Source organism: Pseudomonas sp. GW821-FHT04C07 (genome assembly GCF_059420325.1).
Genome location: NZ_JBWKTM010000015.1, coordinates 132,072 through 149,570, shown reverse-complemented (window position 1 = coordinate 149,570; position 17,499 = coordinate 132,072). Strand labels below are relative to the sequence as shown.

Sequence of the window (17,499 nt, the reverse complement as noted above, 5' to 3'; positions counted from 1 at the left end):
AGGTGAGTGACGGCGCAGATTCGGCGTTGCTTTCGGCTGTTGCGAAAGTAAAGCGGCATGTCCTGCCCCTGTTTGTCATCATGTTTATCGTTAACTACATTGACCGAGTGAATATCGGCTTCGTGCGTTCGTACATGGAGCACGATCTTGGCATCGGTGCCGCAGCCTACGGCTTCGGTGCCGGCTTGTTCTTCATCGCTTACGCGCTGTTCGAAGTCCCTTCCAACATACTCCTGCAAAAAGTCGGCGCCCGTATCTGGCTGACCCGCATCATGCTGACCTGGGGCATTGTCGCCGCCTGCATGGCGTTCATTCAGAACGAAACCCACTTCTACATTCTGCGATTCCTCCTGGGTGTTGCCGAAGCAGGCTTCTTCCCCGGCGTGATCTATTACTTCACCCGCTGGTTGCCCGGTGTGGAGCGCGGTAAAGCGATCGCAATTTTTCTCAGCGGCTCGGCGTTTGCCTCTCTGATTTCCGGCCCCTTGTCCGGGTTGCTGCTGCAAATCAATGGTTTTGGCATGCACGGCTGGCAGTGGATGTACTTCATTGAAGGGTTGTTTTCGGTGGTGCTGTGCGTCTTCGTCTGGTTCTGGCTTGATTCCAGACCCCACGATGCCAAATGGCTGACCCGCGCCGAGCAGGATGCACTGGTCAATGCCATTGATGCAGAACAACTGGCGCGCGAAGCAGCAACGCCGATCAAACCGTCGTTGGGCAAACTGCTCAAGGATCGCCAGATCATTGTGTTCTGTCTGATCTACTTCTTCATCCAGCTGACCATCTATGCCGCGACATTCTGGTTGCCGAGCATCATCAAGAAGATGGGCGATCTCAGCGACGTCCAGGTCGGGCTGTTCAATTCGATTCCGTGGCTGCTGTCCATCGTCGGCATGTACGCCTTCGCCTCGCTATCGGCCAAGTGGAAGCACCAGCAAGCCTGGGTCGCCGTTGCACTGTTGATTGCCGCTGTGGGGATGTTCATGTCCACCACCGGAGGACCGATCTTCGCCTTCGTTGCCATTTGCTTTGCGGCTTTGGGTTTCAAGTCGGCGTCATCGCTGTTCTGGCCGATTCCACAGGCGTATCTGGATGCACGAATCGCCGCTGGTGTGATCGCGCTGATCAACTCGGTCGGCAATCTCGGTGGCTTTGTTGCACCGACGACTTTTGGATTGCTGGAAGAACGCACCGGCTCGATCCAGGGTGGTTTGTACGGCCTGGCCGCGACATCCATTATCGCCGCGATCATCGTCTTCGCCGCGCGTAACAAGCCTAAAGGCGCACCGGTTGTCGCGACAGCAAACCAACACCAACCTAGCCACTCCTGATAAGGACGGGGTCGAGCGCCACGGCCGATCAACGCCAGGCTGCGGCCCCGGATCAAACGAATACGAATGTACAGGACAACGAAATGAACCCCTCGAACGCTCAAGACGCAGGCAAAGCCCCGGTTATTACCAGCATGCAGATCATCCCGGTGGCGGGTCACGATGGCATGCTGCTCAACCTCAGCGGCGCCCACGGTCCGTTCTTCACCCGCAACATCGTCATCCTCAAGGACAATGCCGGTCACACCGGTGTCGGCGAAGTGCCTGGTGGCGAGCGCATTCGCCAGACCCTCGAAGATGCCCGCTCACTGGTGGTCGGCAACAGCATTGGCACCTACCAGAAAATCTTGAACAACGTGCGCCAGGCCTTTGCCGAACGTGACGCTGGTGGCCGCGGTTTGCAGACCTTCGACCTTCGCATCACCATCCATGCCGTCACCGGCCTTGAAGCCGCCCTCCTCGATCTGTTGGGTCAACACCTGGACGTACCGGTCGCAGCCCTGCTTGGTGAAGGCCAGCAGCGCGATGAAGTGAAAATGCTCGGTTATCTGTTTTATGTCGGTGATCGCGATCAGACCGACCTGGCCTACCGAAGCGAACCGGATGCGTATAACGACTGGTTCCGCGTGCGCCATGAACAAGCCATGACTGCCGAGTCCGTAGTGCGTCTGGCCGAAGCGGCTCATGCCCGTTATGGCTTCAAGGACTTCAAGCTCAAGGGCGGCGTGTTAAGCGGTGATGAAGAAATCCAGGCCGTTACCGCCCTGGCCGAGCGCTTCCCCGACGCGCGCATCACGCTGGACCCCAATGGCGCCTGGTCGCTGAAAGAAGCCATCCGCCTATGCCGCGATCAACATCATGTGCTGGCTTACGCTGAAGATCCCTGTGGCGCAGAGAACGGCTTTTCCGGTCGAGAAGTCATGGCTGAGTTCCGTCGTGCGACCGGCTTGAAAACAGCGACCAACATGATCGCCACCGACTGGCGCGAAATGGGCCATGCGATCCAGCTGCAATCGGTGGACATCCCGCTGGCCGACCCGCACTTCTGGACCATGCAGGGTTCGGTCCGGGTGGCACAGATGTGTAACGAATGGGGTCTGACCTGGGGCTCGCACTCCAACAATCACTTCGACATCTCATTGGCGATGTTCACCCACGTGGCCGCTGCTGCGCCGGGTGAAATCACCGCCATCGACACTCACTGGATCTGGCAGGACGGTCAACGACTGACCAAAGCACCGCTGCAAATAGTCGATGGCTGCGTGCAAGTTCCAAAAAAACCAGGGCTGGGTGTCGAGCTGGATATGGATCAAGTCGCCAAGGCTCACGAGCTGTACAAAGGCATGGGGCTCGGCGCGCGGGACGACAGCGTTGCCATGCAGTTTCTGATCCCTGGCTGGAAATTCAACAACAAACAGCCGTGCCTGGTGCGCTGAACCCGTACCACTGCTCCAACTCCTGTAGCAGCTGCCGAGCCTGCGAGGCTGCGTTCGAGGACGCAGTCCTCGCAAATCCTGTGCACGCGGTTTACCTGGAAGAACGTGTTGCCTGATTTTACGACCGCTTCGCGGCCGGACGCAGCCTCGCAGGCTCGGCAGCTGCTACGGGCGTAGCCCTTCACCGTATTTCAAGTTGTGTAGACACCTATGCCCTGGCCATTCAACTGACCTAAGGGCACCCTGTCCCCTGCTGTTTCGACCAGGTGCGCGCGGCGCCGGCAATGATGCTCGCCAGTTGCCCGATGGCCTGCTGATGGGCCGACACCAGATCCTGCACCTGCGGGCCGGCGGGTTGGCGGATGACGCTGCTGCACGTCAGGCTACGACGCTTTTCGCCATCGCCGCGCAGGCTGATGCTCCAGACCACATCGATCAAGGCGTACTGGCCCGGCAGTGAGTCGAAACGCCGGACGTCGGTTTGCAGCGAGAGTGTCGGGAGCCCCGGGGTCTTGGGTAAGCCTGCCTGTTCCCGGACACCCAGCTTGAGCTCCATCTGGTCGGCCAGGGCGTCATGGAATTCGTCGGCCAGTGGTGCGCTCCAGCGCGAGGTTTCGAGGATCGCCAAGGCTGCGCTGCCCTGGCGAACAACCACTTGTGGCTGGTCGACCTGGACCGGTATGCGCACTGGCTGCATCTCGAACTGGAAGGCTGGCGCGGCGATATTCGTGCGTGCAGTGCTATCCGTCGCCGTCTGCACCAGCGTGTAGTAGTGGGTCGGCGCCGAGCTGCAGGCGGCCAGGCCCACTGTGGCGAAAATGGCCAGGGAACGAAGAATCATGGTGTTCATTGCTGGTCAATGTCCCGAGAGGATGAAGTCGACGATTTATAGCTATCGGGCTGGTTGTCTTTGAGGCGCCCGCGGATCAGTGCCTCGGGATGCCGACCCAGGAAATCGGTCAGCACCCGCACCGAACGAGCAGTACGCTGGACTTCTTCCATCGTCTGACCCAACTGCTGGCGCTGCGGAGAGTCTTCGGAAATGCTGTCATTGGCCGAGGCCATGGTTTTTCTGGTCTCCACCAGGGTATCGCGCATTTGCGGCAGCACTTCACCATTGACCTTTGTCAGGGTTTTCTGCAGCTCGCCAAGGCTACCGTTGAGGTTGGCAGCAATCTGGTCGATCGGCAGTTTGCTGATCTTGTCGACCACGTTTTGCAGTTGCTCCTGAAGTTTATCCAGGCTGCCCGGTATCGTCGGAATATCCATCGGCCGTGCCGTCACGTCGAACGTCACCGGTTTTGCATGAGGCTCGAAATCCAGAGCGATGAAGAGTTGCCCGGTGAGCAGGTTACCGGTTCGAGCCTGCGCCCTGAGCCCGCGCGCGACTAACTCGGCCATCAATTGCGCACTTTTGGTTTCATCTTCCGCGCCCCGCAGTTTCAACATTTTTTCATGGGCCTTACCCAACCTGGTTGGGTAAATCACGGCGCCAATAATGGTCGGAAAGTCTTTCTTGTCCTCGTCATAATCCAGGTCAACCGAGACCACCCGGCCCAGGTTCACCCCGTGAAACTCCACCGGCGCGTTGACCACCAGGCCGCGCAAGGGTTGATCGAAGCGCATACGGATGTAGCGTGGCTCGCCATCGGCTGGCGCCATGGCGGTGTCCTGATCATTGAAGAGGGTAAATTTGGCATGCTCTTCGGCCTGCTGGGGATTGGGGCTGTATTTGGGCTCAACGAACGCGATGCCCCCCGCCAGAATCGATGCCACCGATTCGGTGTTCACCTTCAGGCCATCGGCGCCCAGGCTGACATCGACGCCGCTGGCGTTCCAGAAGCGCGTATCGCTAGTCACGAACTGGTCGTTCGGGGCATGGACAAAGATCTGCACTTCGACGCCTTTACCATCCTCGGACAGTTGATAGGACACCACCTCGCCAACCGGAATGCGGCGGTAATAGACGTTGGAGCCGATATCCAGCGAGCCAAGGTTGTCGGTGCGCAAGGTATAACGCTTGCCCTTCTGACCGTAGGTAATGGGCGGTGGGGTTTCCAGGCCGACAAAGTTCTCTTTGGTGTTGTCCGATTCGCCGGCATCGGCCCCGATAAAGGCGCCGGACAACAGCGTATCGATTCCCGAGACACCGTTGGCGCCGATGCGCGGGCGCACCACCCAGAAGCGCGAGTCATCGGTCGCAAACGACTTGGCTGAAGCATCCAGGTCGATAGTGGTCTCGACGTGACTGCGGTCGTCTGCCAGGACAATCGAGGTCACCTTGCCGATTACCACGTTCTTGTATTTGACCTGGGTCTTGTTGACTTCCAGCCCTTCGGCAGTCAGAAAACTCACAGTGATCTGCGGCCCCGCCTGCCTGGCGTTATGCACCACCATCGACAATCCCACCAGCGCCGCGACAATCGGCACCAGCCACACCAGGGATACGTTGAAACGCCGACGCTTGATCTCAGGGGTACCCGGAGCAGGTGTATCGGAGGAACTTGGGTGATCAGGCATCTTCAACCTCTGCGTCCCAGATAAGCCTGGGATCAAAACTCATGGCAGCGAACATCGTCAGTACCACCACCAAACCAAAAAATAGAATGCCCATCCGCGGATCGATGGTGCTGAGCGAGCGAAACTGCACCAGGGCGGCGATCAGGGCCACCACCAGCACGTCGAGCATGGACCAGTAACCCACCACTTCGACCAGCCGATACAGTTTGGCCCGCTCACGCATGGCCCATCGACTGCGGCGCTGACAGGTAATCAGCAGCGTGCCCAGTACCAGAAACTTCATGCACGGCACCGCCACGCTGGCGATGAAAATAACCAGCGCCAGGTCCCACTCGCCTGCGTGCCAGAACTCCATGATCCCGCTGAAGATGGTGTTTTCACTGCCACTGCCAAAGATGTTGGTGTACATCACCGGCATCACATTGGCCGGGATGTAGCAAATCATGCTGGCCAACAACAGTGCCCAGGTACGGGCCAGGCTATTGGGTTTGCGTCTATGCACAGTGGCGTCGCAGCGAAAGCAACGCGCGTCCGCCAATGGGCAAACCTGGCCGCAGGTATGACACAAGACCAGATTCATTTCGCTGGCATAGGGCGGCAGGCTCATGGAATCACCCCCTCCAGGTCTTTCCACAGCCTGCGGATGCCTTTACCCGAGATCAGGATGATCAGCACGGTCAGCATCGCCAGCGCCCACAGCCCGAGACCTGGATGCACATCGAGCATGCCGGCCAGCTTGATGATCGCCACCAGAATCCCCAGCAAACACACTTCGAGCATGCTCCAGGGGCGCAGCTGTTCCAGGGACCGCATACAGACCTTGAAGCCCGGAGCCGCGCGCCCGAGCAGGGCAAAACCGAGTACCCAGCACAACAAGATGATTTGCAGCATTGGCGCAAGGATGATCGTCAGCCCCGCCACTGCCGCCATTACGCTGATTTGTCCCTGCGCCAGGGCTTCCACCGACTGCCACAGCGTCGCCTGGTTGCTCAGGCCTTGCAGGCTGATGGAGATGACCGGAAAGGCGTTGGCGAAGACGAACAGCAGCGCCGCGCTGATGGACAGCGCGAGGAGTTGTTGAATGCTGAGCTGGCCACCACGGTCCAGAATGGCCGAGCAACGGACGCAACGCGCGGTCTCACCTTTGGCCAAGGCTACGGGCTTGTACACCGAGTCGCAGTGCTCGCAGATGATCCAGGCTGGGGAAGATGTCATGGGCTCGACCGAGGTGCATTGAGGATCTATAGGTTTAATGTGCCATTGTCCTTGGGGAGCCAAATTATCATAGACCCGATTGATATCGAAAAGCCGTTAACTCTTTTGTTGCCGCCGCCTAGTGGCCTGTACGGCTGGTTCGTTAGCTCAAATTCGGATGCCAGCGGCCCAGAGCCAAGGCGCTGTGACGAGTCATAGCCCGCTATGGCGAGGAACAGCAACGCAGGATATGGGCTGCTGGCACCGAAGTTGACTAACAGAACCAGCCGTACAGGCCACTAAAGCTGCGCTAACGTGATCAACCACAACCACTCACACATTATTAACGCGAGCGAGCCTGAATGATCCTCTTCCTGCTACCTCAAGCCGACTACGATCCCACCGAAAGCAGCGTGCCCTGGCAGGCACTGCGCCAAGCCGGCATTGACGTGTGTTTCTCCACTCCCCATGGCTTGCCCGCCTATGCGGACCCGCGGCTGGTCGCCATTGGCTTCGGTCCGCTGAACCCGTTTCTGATGACACGTAACGCCGATCTTCAGCACTACCAATCCATGATCACTGACGATGGGTTCCGCAAACCCATGGCCTACGCCGATGTCGACCCCACCCGATTCGAAGGGCTGGTGATTCCCGGCGGCCATGCCGTCGGCATGCGCAGCTTGCTGGAGTCGGAACAGGCCAGGCGCATCGCCCTGCACTTCTTCAAAGCGAACAAACCGGTCGCCGCCGTCTGCCACGGGGTGGTGGTGCTGGCCCGTACTCTGGACCCTGACTCCGGTCTATCGGTATTGCACAGACGCAAGGCTACTGCACTGTTGAAAAGCATGGAACTGCTGGCCTGGGCGGTTACCGCCCCGTTGCTCGGCCGCTACTACCGCACGTATCCGCAGACGGTCGAGGAGGAAGTCAAAGCCGAACTGGCCAGCCCCGACGACTTTATGTCCGGGCCGCTGCTGCCGCTACGCGATTCGGCAGCGCAGCCGCACCGCGGCTTCGTGGTCCGCGATGGCAATCTACTGACGGCACGCTGGCCGGGCGATTGCCACCGGTTTGCGGGTGAGTTGGTGACGATGCTGGAACAAGCCCGAGTTGCAGTTTCGCAACCAACTACAGACGATCCAACGTCGGTGTCGCCATAAGCGCACTGGATACGGCGCGAGCGTCGCCGGTATCACTCACGCCCCTTGCGTATCTGGCCTTTACACCACCGATAAGCAATGTGTCGCCGTTCACCCCCAATCAACAGCGTTTTGCGCTGTACCCGGCCATGAACACCACACAAACAAACGACGTCTTTGCATAAGAATTTCGGGGCTGTCCGCACAGTGCCCCCTGGATCTGGCTGATGCCATTTGCACCGGTGCCTGGGCCTCTCCTTATCTTGAATGGAAGACTCGATATGCCTCGTTTCATGCTCAGCACGCTGACGCTCGCTCTGGCTTTGACGACAATGATGCCGGTGGTCCACGCTGCGCCTTTGCTCGATCCCGCCCCGGAACACCCACGCGCCGATAGTCGATCGAACCAGGCCAATACCTGGCTGGAGATCGATCAGGCCGCCTTCGAAGCAAACATCACCAAACTCCAGCAACGGCTGGCGGGCAAAAGCCAGATGTGCGCCGTGATGAAAGCCGACGCCTATGGTAATGGCATCGCTCTACTGATCCCTTCCGCCATCAGGATGGGCGTCACCTGTATCGGGGTGGCAAGCAACGAGGAGGCGCGCGTTGCGCGGGCAAAAGGCTTCAAGGGCCGTCTGATGCGTTTGCGCAGCGCCACCGTTGGCGAAGTGGAAAATGCTTTGCGCTACAACATCGAAGAACTGGTCGGCAACCTGGACGTTGCACGCCAGCTCAACGAACTGGCCACGCGCAAAGGCGTGAAACTGCCTGTTCACCTGGCGCTGAATTCGGCGGGCATGAGCCGCAACGGCCTGGAAATGAGCACTGCCCAGGGGCAACAACAGGCAGTGGATCTGACTCGGCTGGATCACCTGAATATCGTCGGGATCATGACCCACTTCCCGGTGGAAGAACGAAAGGATGTACTGCGGGGCCTGGCCAGCTTCAAGGAGCAGTCAGGCTGGCTGATCGAGCACGCCGGACTGGACCGTAGCCGGATCACCCTGCACTGCGCCAATACCTTTACCACCCTTGAGGTGCCTGAGGGTTGGCTGGACATGGTTCGCCCAGGGGCCGCGCTTTATGGCTACCCGGTGGGCGGGCATAACGAGTTTCAGCGGGTCATGCAGTTCAAGTCGCGGGTTGCGGCGGTAAACGCCTACCCGGCGGGCAGCACCATCAGCTACGACCGAACCTTTACCCTGAGCAAAGACTCCTTGATCGCCAACATACCGGCCGGTTACTCCGATGGGTATCGACGAGCATTTTCCAACAAGGCCTCCGTGCTGATTCACGGTCAGCGCGCCCCGGTGATCGGCAAGGTCACCATGAACACGCTGATGGTCGACGTCAGTGGCATCCAGGGCGTCAAGGCGGGAGATGAAGTCGTTCTGTATGGCAAACAGGGTGATGAAGAAATTACCCAGACCGAACTGGAAACCATAAACAGCGCCTTGTTGGCGGACCTCTACACGATCTGGGGCAACTCAAACCCGAAAATACTCAAGAGCCGATAGCCGCCGGTAAACGCTACACAGGTGCGAACCTGAAGCCTCGCCGCGGCACTGGCGAGGCGACAAAACCAATCATCCAGATGTGTGGCCGGTAACCGACCACCAGCGCGGCAGCAATTGCCGGACCCTGGACTCGGCAAAACGGTCATCGATCAACATCACCACCCCATGGTCCTGCTGGGTTCGGATCACTCTTCCGGCGGCCTGCACAACCTTCTGTACGCCAGGAAACAGGTAGGTGTAGTCATAGCCGGCGCCAAAGATCGCGGCCATGCGCTGCTTCAGTTGTTCATTAACCGGATTCAGCTGGGCCAACCCCAGGGTAGCGATAAACGCGCCGATCAGCCGTGCGCCCGGCAAGTCGATACCTTCGCCGAACGCCCCGCCCAGCACGGCAAAACCGATTCCCTGGCTGTTCATCGTGAACTGCTCGAGGAAGGCCTGGCGCTGCCCTTCGTCCATGCCCCGCGACTGTGACCAGAGGCCAATGTGCGGGTGCTTATCGGCCAACAGCTGCGCCACTTGCTGCAAGTAATCGAAGCTGCTGAAGAACGCCAGGTAGTTGCCCGGGCGTTGCTCGAACTGAGTAGCGATCAATTCGACGATGGGCGCAAGCGATGCCTGCCGGTGTACGAAGCGCGTGGATATCTGGCTGACAATGTGCACCTCCAGTTGGTCGGCGGTGAACGGTGATTCGACATCAATCCATACAGTGTTCGCCGGCAGGCCCAGCAAATCCGCATAGTAATGTTGCGGACTCAGGGTCGCGGAAAACAGTACGCTGCTGCGGGCCGCCATGAGCCGTGGCCGGATGAAACCGGCGGGCACTACATTGCGCAAACAGAGCTGCGACACACTGCGTCTGGCGTTGAGGTCACGCTTGCTCACATCGAACAGGAACTGCTCATCGAACAGCTCGGCGACCCGGGAAAATTGCAGCGCCTCGAAATAGAAACCCTGCAGAGCGCTGTCCAGGCCCTGGGGATGGTCGTTGAGGTAATCGCCAATGGCCGAGATGCATAGCGAAAGCGCTTGAAGGAGTTTCCCCGGCGCCTGGGCGTAGGCCTGATAGGGGCGAATCTGCTCTTTGTGCAGGGCATTCCATTCGCGGTTCAGTCGTTGCAAGGATTTCTTCAACGGCTCTGGCGCATTATTGCGCACGCTGTTCAGAGTGGATTGATCGAGGCTTGCGCTGTACATCTGTCTGCCGCGCTCGACCAGGTTGTGGGCCTCGTCAACCAGAACCGAAACCCGCCACTGGTTGAGTTGGGCAAGACCAAACAGCAAGGCGCTGAAGTCAAAATAGTAGTTGTAGTCGGCAACCACCACATCGGCCCAGCGGGCCATCTCCTGACTCAGGTAGTACGGGCAGACCTCATGCCTGCGCGCGATATCCCGCAGGCTGCTCTGATCCCATAACCGCACCTGCACGGCCTCTTCCCGGGCCGCGGGCAGACGATCATAGAACCCCTTCGCCAAGGGACAGGATTCACCGTGACAGGCTTTGTCCAGGTGTTCGCAGGCCTTGTCTCGCGCCACCAGTTCAAGCACTCGCAGCGGCAGATCGGGTGCGCTGTCGTAGATAACCCGGGCGGCATCGAGCGCAAGTTTGCGGCCCGGCGTCTTGGCGGTCAGGAAAAACACCTTGTCCAGTTGCTGCGGCGCCAGCGCCTTGAGCATCGGGAACAGCGTGCCGACGGTCTTGCCGATGCCGGTCGGTGCCTGGGCCATCAGGCAGCGACCGGTGCTTACCGCCTTGAAGACCGACTCGGCCAGGTTGCGTTGCCCCGGGCGAAAGTCGGTGTGGGGAAAACACAACCGCTGCGCCCCCTGATTCCGGTCGTCGCGGTGGGTCATCTCCTGCCCGGCCCACTGCAAAAACAAACCGCAGTGACGATTGAAAAAAAACTCCAGCCCGGCGGCGCTCCAGGCTTCAACGAACCGGGTTTCCTTTTCGCTGACGATATCGAAATACACCAGCGCCAGGCTGATCTCGGGCAGCTGCAATTTCTGGCACATCAACCAGCCATAGATTTTTGCCTGAGCCCAATGCAGCTCACGATGATTGGCCGGCATAGCACTCAGGTCGCCGCGATAGGTTTTCACTTCTTCGAGCTGATTCTGGTTGGGGTCATAGCCGTCCGCCCTACCCCTGACTCGCAATTGCTGGTACTGCCCCTGCAGCGCAACTTCGGTTTGAAAACCCTCGTGATGTCGCGAGGCGACAGTGCGGTGGCCGACAATGCCTTCCAGCGCTGTGGGAGACGGGGTAAAGCGCAAGTCGAGATCGCCGACCTTGGCCGTGAATTCACATAAGGCGCGTACCGCGATGCTGTAGCTCACGCGTCCGGCTCCGCCCATTGCACATAACAGACGGCCACCGGCATCTGATGCTGATGACAGAACTCCAGCCAGCGCAGTTGGTTGTCTTGCAGGCGATCCCCCGGGCCTTTGACTTCGATCATGCGGTAGGTCTTTTGCTGCGGCCAGAACTGGATCAGGTCGGGCATGCCGGAACGGTTGGCCTTGATGTCCAGCAGCAAGCGATTGAACCAGTGTTTGAGGTGCTCGGCCGGCAGACAATCAAGGGCCTGCTCGAGCAAGTCATCGGTCAAGACGCCCCAGAACACGAAAGGCGACTGCACCCCCGATTTGCTGGCGTAACGAGTGCGGATGGTCTGTGTGTAACGGCCATCATCCAATTCTGCCAGGCAGGCCTGAAACAGCTCGGCGCGCCGTGAATGAAAGTCCTCGTTGAGCAGGTCGACCGGCCCGCGTTGAAACGGGTGAAAAAACGCCCCCGGCAACGGCGCGAATATCGCCGGCCAACAGAGCAGCCCGAACAAGGAGTTGATCAGGCTGTTCTCGACATAGTGCACCGGCGCCAACTCCTCGGCGAGATGCGCCTGAACATGGAGTTCGACCGATAACGCCGGATCGGTTCTCGGCAAGCGAAGATCGAGCCGCAATGTATCCCGAGCGACCGCCCGAGGCATGGGCGGGCCACCGAGCTTGCGTCGCAGCCTTGGCAGGACTCGCAGCAGTTGCTGTAGCTCTGCGGCATTTTCCGGACATTGCCCGGCCTGGCTGGCGAGTGTCATTGCCAGTGAGTAGTCACCGCTGCGCTCTAGCACACGGATCAAGCGCAGCCTCGCGCCGGGATAAGCGCAGGCGCGATAGATTGTCAGGGCTGCCGGCAGATCGGCGATTCGCTCGCAGTGCTGGCCTATCTGGAACAGCAGCCTGGCGCGGCGCCTTTCAAGCCAGGGGTTGGCCGTGTCCAGAGCATTGATGTGCTCGAGCACCTCGCTCAATGGCTCGCCGGCCTCGAAACGCCCCTGACAATCGTGCAGGTACAGAAAATCATCCACGTCTTCACGACTGCGCAAACCACGGGATTCGGAGCAAAATTCGACTTTTTCGTAGGTGAAGACGCCCAGGTCCGCCAATACGAATTCCGACCAGTCCTGATACAGGTTGCCGAAGAACATTAGCCGCAGCCGATCGCAAAGGCCCATGATGGTCAAGGTGAGGAGTTGATCGTCCAGGGTCGGACACCATTGGCTGAATGTGTGCGCTTCGCTGAACTGCTCGCTCAAAGACGCAAGCCAATCGGTTTTTTTTGCCTTGGGTTGATCGATCGCGGCTTTGAAGCACTGGAGAATTTCCGGTTTCTGCAAGACATCGAACAGTTCTTCGATCGTCAGCGACGCGTGCTCATCGACCCAACCCAGACGCCGCAACGGTGCAACCGCCGGCTCAATCTCACCGATTTCCTGGTAATGCAGTTTGCCCGCTCGAAAGCGCACGCCTTTGCGCATCACCATTCTGACGAGCAACGCCTGGGACGCTTGGGGTAGATGACCGAAGTCGAGAATGAACTGCTGCTCTTCAGCGCTCAGCACGTCGGCATAACGTTGCTCAAGCCAGGCGAGCACTTGCACGAAGTTGTTCAGGTAATAGAACGGATTGTCGAGCGGGTTGGAAGTCACGGATCAAGCGCGCCACATGAATGGGATACTGGTTATGCATACAGATACCAGCTCAGCCCCGGCGCTTGCAAACGGTATTGGATAAGCGGCCGGGCGTCGGACTTTTTTCTTGCCGGTACGAACTTTCTTTCAGTTAGTCACACCAACGCGGACAGCACTGCCTTCATGACTCGCTTGAGTGGAGGTGATCAAGTGCCTTTTGAACGAGAGGTTTATGCATGAACGTTAGAATCCTGGGTCTGCCGCTGGCAGTAGCGGCACTTCTGGCATTGGGCGGTTGCGCCTCGCCGACGGTCGTGACCCTGCACAATGGCACCCAGTACTTGACCAAAGAGACGCCGAAAACCAGGGATGGCTTTTACGAGTTCGAAGACATCTCGGGTAAGCGGGTGAAGATCAAGACGGATGATGTCGTCACCGTTCGCCACGAAGACTGAATCCTGAAACCTGCGGGTGCCCCGAAAAGATCGTCCTGACGCGGCCCGAGCCTATCGGCAGCGCTTATAGAACTAAAATTAACTAATTGAAATATATAGTTTTTTTGTAGGAGCAACCGATCGACGCTCGATTGCTCGCGATGGCGATGGCGATGGCGATGGCGATCTCAAGGATGCCATCGCCGGCAAGCCGTGCTCCTACAGGTGTTCTATGCGTGACAGCGCAGCGGCGAAGACGGGGTGTCGGGTTCGCGCTGCACTTTGTTGTGGTTAGGCGATGACGATGCCGGCGCCTGACAAGTGATCCAGTCCAACACCTACCAGAGTCACCGAATCGGTACCAAAGGTCAGTACCGTGTCGCTGCCCACTGCGCTGGCATGCTCCCGGTAGTCATAACTTTGGCCCACGCCTTCGACACCCTGGAACACCAGTTTGTCGGTGGATTGGAAACCCAGGATTTTGTCGTTGCCGAAATCACCATTGAACAGGAAGGTATTGCTGCCCCCTCCCGACTCCATAAGGTCATTGCCGGCACCGCCGACAAAGACGTCGTTGCCTGTGGAGCCGATCAAGTGGTCGTTGCCGTCCAGGCCAAACAACCAGTCACCACCGGCATGCGCCTTGAGGGTATTGTCGCCCGCATCGCCCTTCACCGCCGACGCGTACTGCGTCAGGGTATTGCCGGCGAGCAGGCCCTTGTCGGTGACGCTGTGGGTCACGTCGTCCTTGAGCAGGCCCCACATAAATCCCGGCTCCTTGCTGGTCAGCGTGCCAATGTCGCGGGTGATGCTGATGCCGCCATTGGCATCACGAACATACAGCGTCCCGGCGCCGTCGTTGGCGAAATCGAAGTTTTTCACCGACTGCTGCAAATCCAGGGTGTTGCTGCCCTTGCCACCGAGCAGAATGTTGTAGCCGCCACTATCCCTGAAGGTGTCATTGCCATCGCGACCCTCCAGGTAGTCGTTGCCGCGCCCTCCCTGGATCAGGTCGTTGCTGTCGGTGCCGATGATGAAGGTGCTGCCCTTGTGGGGTTCGGCGTTGCGGTTCAGGTCCTGGACCCAGGTGTTGCTGCGCGCCGGGTCCGAAAGGTTGGCGACGATGATGGTCGAGTCCTTGCTCGTCAAATCGTAGAACTTCGATTCAAGAACCCGGGTCATGCCGTCGCCGTAACCGGTTGGCAAATGGGAGATCCAGGTCGGGATGTTGGTGATGGAAAACGGCAGGATATTCCAGGCCGTGGAGGCGTAGTGATCGTTGAAGCTGACAATGTTGTTGGTTGCCGAATCCTGATGGGTATCGTGCACGCCCGCCGACGACAGGTTCAGTGACGAACCGTCCAGCACGCGGAACACCGGATCGTTTTCGTATCCCACGTTGAGCACATTATTGCCGCTGCTTTGGGTCGGTGAGGCAAAGGCTACGTAGTTGGCATCTTTGTAGAACCCCGAAAAGTGATCGGTGCTCAGGTCGGCGAGGCTGTTGACCGCCAAGCCACCCAGGCTATGGCCGCTGACGACGATATCTTTGCCGGTGAGGCCGTTGGCACTGGCAAAAGTGGCCACGTCTTCAAGCAGCGAACCGAAGGCTTCGCCCGCGTAGTTTTTCGCATAATCCTTGGGCCCGAAGGCAGCCAGCAGGTCATTGATCACATCGCCGATGGAGTCGCTGATCTGCGATTCCCGCGGGCCGCTGGTGCCGCGAAAGGCAATGCCGATCGAGGTCAGGTGACCCTCGGCGTCGTACTTGCCGAGCACTTCGACCTGGGCACTGGTGTAACCGGCCTTTTCACCGAAGAAGGTTCCACGTGCGTCGACCTTGCCGTCATAACCCAGTTGCCCGGCGCTGATCGGCGTCCAGCCGGCTTTGTGCACCGCGTCCAATGCGACTTTTTCCGAATCAGGGTTCCACGGTATTCCTGGAATGACACCTTGGGCGTCGGCGCCGCCGATCAACCCAGAGAGCAGCGTGGCCGGCAGTCCTAACCCGAAACCATTGTGCTGGTAGCCGGCGGCAAAGCCGTTATCCAGGTTGTGGTAGGAGTAAAGAGCGATCGCCAGCGCATCGGAAAACAGCGCTTTGGAGTCCTCTGTACCGAGGTTTTTGTAGTCATAGACACCCATGGTATTGCCTCTCTTTGTTGGAATTGTCAGAGATTGCTCAACACGACGTTGCGAGGTATTAGTGCAATGTTGTTTTATCGAGGTTTAAGCAAATACGATCCCTGCCCCCGACAGGTTGTCCGGGCCGACGCCCACCAACGTCACCCCGTAGTTGCCCACCGTCAGCAATGTGTCGTTGCCGATCTGCGAGAGGTGTTGCGTGTAGTCATAGCCTTGGCCTGCACCTTCGACACCCATGAACACCAGTTTGTCGCTGCCCTGATAGCCATGTATGGCGTCGAAACCGAACGCCCCGCTGAACAGAAAGGTGTTATTGCCACCACCGGTTGAGTGCATGACGTCATTGCCGCTGCCACCGACGAAGGTCACATGGTTTTTGCCGCTGCTCAGCAGATCGTCGCCCGCATTGCCGAACAGCCAGTCACCATCGAAACCGGCCGCCAGTGAATTGCCGTAGGCGTCGCCATTGAGCGAATGGCTGTAGAGACTCACCTCGGTGCCGCTTCGCAGACCGGCCTGTGTCACGTAGTGGGTCACAACATTGTTGAGTGCACCCCAAAGCCAGCCAGGTTCTTTGCTCACCAGCGCGCCGATATCGCGGGTCAGGCTGATACCGCCGTAGGCATCGCGCAGGTACAGCGTGCCGTCGCAATCGTTGGCGATGTCGAAGTTTTTCAGCGGCTGCTGCAGTTCGAAGGTATTGCTGCCCTTGCCGCCCAGCAGGATGTTGTACCCCCCGTCATCACGGAAGGTGTCATTGCCGTCACGACCTTCGAGGAAATCATTGCCGACACCGCCCTTGAGCAGGTCGTTGCTGTCGGTGCCGATGATGAAGGTGCTGCCCTTGTGAGGTTCGCCACTGCGATTGAGATCCGCCACCCAGGTGTTGCCACGCGCCGATTCCGACAGGGTGGAAACGATGAGGGTCGAGTCCTTGCCGGAGAGGTCGTAGAAGCCCGAGCTGATGACCCGGTTCAACCCGTCGGCATAACTCGGCGAGCCATGCGTCGACCAGTCCTGCGGGTTGAGAATGCTGAACGGCAACAGCTGCGTGGACGCGTAATGGTCATTGAAGTTGACGATATTGTTGGTCGCCGACCCTTGATGAGCATCGTGTTTACCCAAGGACCCTACGCTGAACGTGGTGCCGTCCAGCACCCGAAATACCGGGTCGTTTTCGTAACCGATGTTCAGCACGTTGTTGCCGGTGGCGCTCTGGGTTGGCGAGGCGAAAGCCACGTAATTGGCGTCTTTGAAGAAGCCTCCCCAATGGTCCGTGCTCATCTCGGCCAGGCTGTTGACCCCCAGACCGCCCAGGCTGTGGCCGCTGACCAGGATCTGCCTGGCGCTCAGGCCATGAGCGCTGGCGAATATCGCTACCTCATTAAGCAAACTGCCGAAGGCGTTCTGGACGTAGTGCTTCGCGTAATCCGCCGGGCCGACGGCGGCCAGCAGGTTGTTTTTCACGTCGCCAAAGGTGTCGCTGAAGCCCAGGCCGCCGGTGCCGCGAAAAGCGATGCCGATCGAGATCAATTTGCCGGCAGCGTCATATTTGCCGAGGACTTCGGCCTCGGCGCTGGTGAAGCCTTCCTGCTCGCCAAAATAGGTGCCCTGGACACCCACCTTGCCTTGATGGCCCAGTTGCCCGGCGTCGATCGGCGTCCAGCCCGAGGGCGTCAGAGGTTTACCGGTCGGCGTGTAGGCGTACAGCGCCAACGCCAGTGCATCGGCGTACAGCGCTTTGGAAGCGCCACTGCCCAATTGCTTATAGTCAAAAACACCCATGGTCTTGCCTCTTGGTTGTTGCTG

Annotated in this window: 13 protein-coding genes; 5 read left to right on the top strand and 8 right to left on the bottom strand. The window is 59.0% G+C overall.

Going from position 1 to position 17,499, the window contains the following annotated elements; genetic code table 11:
- The first annotated feature begins 2 nt into the window (after positions 1–2).
- Entirely contained in the window at positions 3–1,331 is a 1,329-nt protein-coding gene (locus AC07UI_RS24485) for an MFS transporter (protein ID WP_494994958.1), read from the top strand.
- An 83-nt stretch (positions 1,332–1,414) separates the two neighbouring features.
- On the top strand, positions 1,415–2,767 hold the full coding sequence (gene gudD, locus AC07UI_RS24480; protein WP_494994928.1) for a glucarate dehydratase: 1,353 nt from the start codon (positions 1,415–1,417) through the stop codon (positions 2,765–2,767).
- A gap of 232 nt (positions 2,768–2,999) precedes the next feature.
- Here gudD and AC07UI_RS24475 read toward each other — a convergent pair whose 3' ends face one another.
- The 4 genes from AC07UI_RS24475 to AC07UI_RS24460 are packed head-to-tail and all read right to left on the bottom strand — an operon-like array spanning position 3,000 to position 6,502.
- The gene (locus AC07UI_RS24475; protein ID WP_494994927.1) at positions 3,000–3,608 is read right to left on the bottom strand and encodes a PqiC family protein; all 609 of its coding nucleotides are present in this window, start codon (positions 3,606–3,608) and stop codon (positions 3,000–3,002) included.
- Between the two features lie 5 nt (positions 3,609–3,613).
- The gene (locus AC07UI_RS24470) at positions 3,614–5,287 is read right to left on the bottom strand and encodes a PqiB family protein (RefSeq protein WP_494994926.1); all 1,674 of its coding nucleotides are present in this window, start codon (positions 5,285–5,287) and stop codon (positions 3,614–3,616) included.
- The gene (locus AC07UI_RS24465) at positions 5,280–5,894 is read right to left on the bottom strand and encodes a paraquat-inducible protein A (protein WP_494994925.1); all 615 of its coding nucleotides are present in this window, start codon (positions 5,892–5,894) and stop codon (positions 5,280–5,282) included. Before AC07UI_RS24465 ends, AC07UI_RS24470 begins: the two co-directional genes overlap by 8 nt.
- The gene (locus tag AC07UI_RS24460) at positions 5,891–6,502 is read right to left on the bottom strand and encodes a paraquat-inducible protein A (protein WP_494994924.1); all 612 of its coding nucleotides are present in this window, start codon (positions 6,500–6,502) and stop codon (positions 5,891–5,893) included. The genes AC07UI_RS24465 and AC07UI_RS24460 overlap by 4 nt, the downstream gene beginning before the upstream one ends.
- A gap of 341 nt (positions 6,503–6,843) precedes the next feature.
- Between AC07UI_RS24460 and AC07UI_RS24455 the strand changes: the two genes are divergently transcribed.
- Both AC07UI_RS24455 and alr read left to right on the top strand, forming a co-directional pair.
- Positions 6,844–7,641 carry a DJ-1/PfpI family protein gene (locus tag AC07UI_RS24455; protein WP_494994923.1) on the top strand — a complete coding sequence of 266 codons (798 nt, stop codon included), beginning with the start codon at positions 6,844–6,846 and terminating at the stop codon, positions 7,639–7,641.
- Between the two features lie 260 nt (positions 7,642–7,901).
- The gene (gene alr, locus AC07UI_RS24450; protein WP_494994922.1) at positions 7,902–9,140 is read left to right on the top strand and encodes an alanine racemase; all 1,239 of its coding nucleotides are present in this window, start codon (positions 7,902–7,904) and stop codon (positions 9,138–9,140) included.
- Between the two features lie 69 nt (positions 9,141–9,209).
- Here alr and AC07UI_RS24445 read toward each other — a convergent pair whose 3' ends face one another.
- Positions 9,210–11,480 (bottom strand): ATP-dependent DNA helicase, encoded by a 2,271-nt coding sequence (locus AC07UI_RS24445; RefSeq protein ID WP_494994921.1) that lies wholly within the window; start codon positions 11,478–11,480, stop codon positions 9,210–9,212.
- Positions 11,477–13,129: a VRR-NUC domain-containing protein gene (locus tag AC07UI_RS24440; protein WP_494994920.1), complete on the bottom strand. Its 1,653-nt coding sequence runs from the start codon at positions 13,127–13,129 to the stop codon at positions 11,477–11,479. Before AC07UI_RS24440 ends, AC07UI_RS24445 begins: the two co-directional genes overlap by 4 nt.
- Positions 13,130–13,347: 218 nt before the next feature.
- Between AC07UI_RS24440 and AC07UI_RS24435 the strand changes: the two genes are divergently transcribed.
- Positions 13,348–13,566, top strand: a complete 219-nt coding sequence (locus AC07UI_RS24435) for a YgdI/YgdR family lipoprotein (protein WP_494994919.1) — start codon at positions 13,348–13,350, stop codon at positions 13,564–13,566.
- Between the two features lie 270 nt (positions 13,567–13,836).
- Here the strand turns inward: AC07UI_RS24435 and AC07UI_RS24430 are convergent, their stop codons facing one another.
- Positions 13,837–15,690 (bottom strand): polyurethane esterase, encoded by a 1,854-nt coding sequence (locus tag AC07UI_RS24430; RefSeq protein WP_494994918.1) that lies wholly within the window; start codon positions 15,688–15,690, stop codon positions 13,837–13,839.
- 84 nt (positions 15,691–15,774) lie between these two features.
- A complete protein-coding gene (locus AC07UI_RS24425) occupies positions 15,775–17,475 on the bottom strand; it encodes a polyurethane esterase (RefSeq protein ID WP_494994917.1) in 1,701 nt (566 codons plus the stop codon).
- Between the last annotated feature and the right edge of the window lie 24 nt (positions 17,476–17,499).

Bases quoted from the DNA above. Each gene is read 5' to 3' on its own strand.
- gudD (WP_494994928.1), top strand. From the start codon at position 1,415: ATGAACCCCTCGAACGCTCAAGACGCAGGCAAAGCCCCGGTTATTACC.
- AC07UI_RS24475 (WP_494994927.1), bottom strand. From the start codon at position 3,608: ATGATTCTTCGTTCCCTGGCCATTTTCGCCACAGTGGGCCTGGCCGCC.
- AC07UI_RS24470 (WP_494994926.1), bottom strand. From the start codon at position 5,287: ATGCCTGATCACCCAAGTTCCTCCGATACACCTGCTCCGGGTACCCCT.
- AC07UI_RS24465 (WP_494994925.1), bottom strand. From the start codon at position 5,894: ATGAGCCTGCCGCCCTATGCCAGCGAAATGAATCTGGTCTTGTGTCAT.
- AC07UI_RS24460 (WP_494994924.1), bottom strand. From the start codon at position 6,502: ATGACATCTTCCCCAGCCTGGATCATCTGCGAGCACTGCGACTCGGTG.
- AC07UI_RS24455 (WP_494994923.1), top strand. From the start codon at position 6,844: ATGATCCTCTTCCTGCTACCTCAAGCCGACTACGATCCCACCGAAAGC.
- alr (WP_494994922.1), top strand. From the start codon at position 7,902: ATGCCTCGTTTCATGCTCAGCACGCTGACGCTCGCTCTGGCTTTGACG.
- AC07UI_RS24435 (WP_494994919.1), top strand. From the start codon at position 13,348: ATGAACGTTAGAATCCTGGGTCTGCCGCTGGCAGTAGCGGCACTTCTG.
- AC07UI_RS24430 (WP_494994918.1), bottom strand. From the start codon at position 15,690: ATGGGTGTCTATGACTACAAAAACCTCGGTACAGAGGACTCCAAAGCG.
- AC07UI_RS24425 (WP_494994917.1), bottom strand. From the start codon at position 17,475: ATGGGTGTTTTTGACTATAAGCAATTGGGCAGTGGCGCTTCCAAAGCG.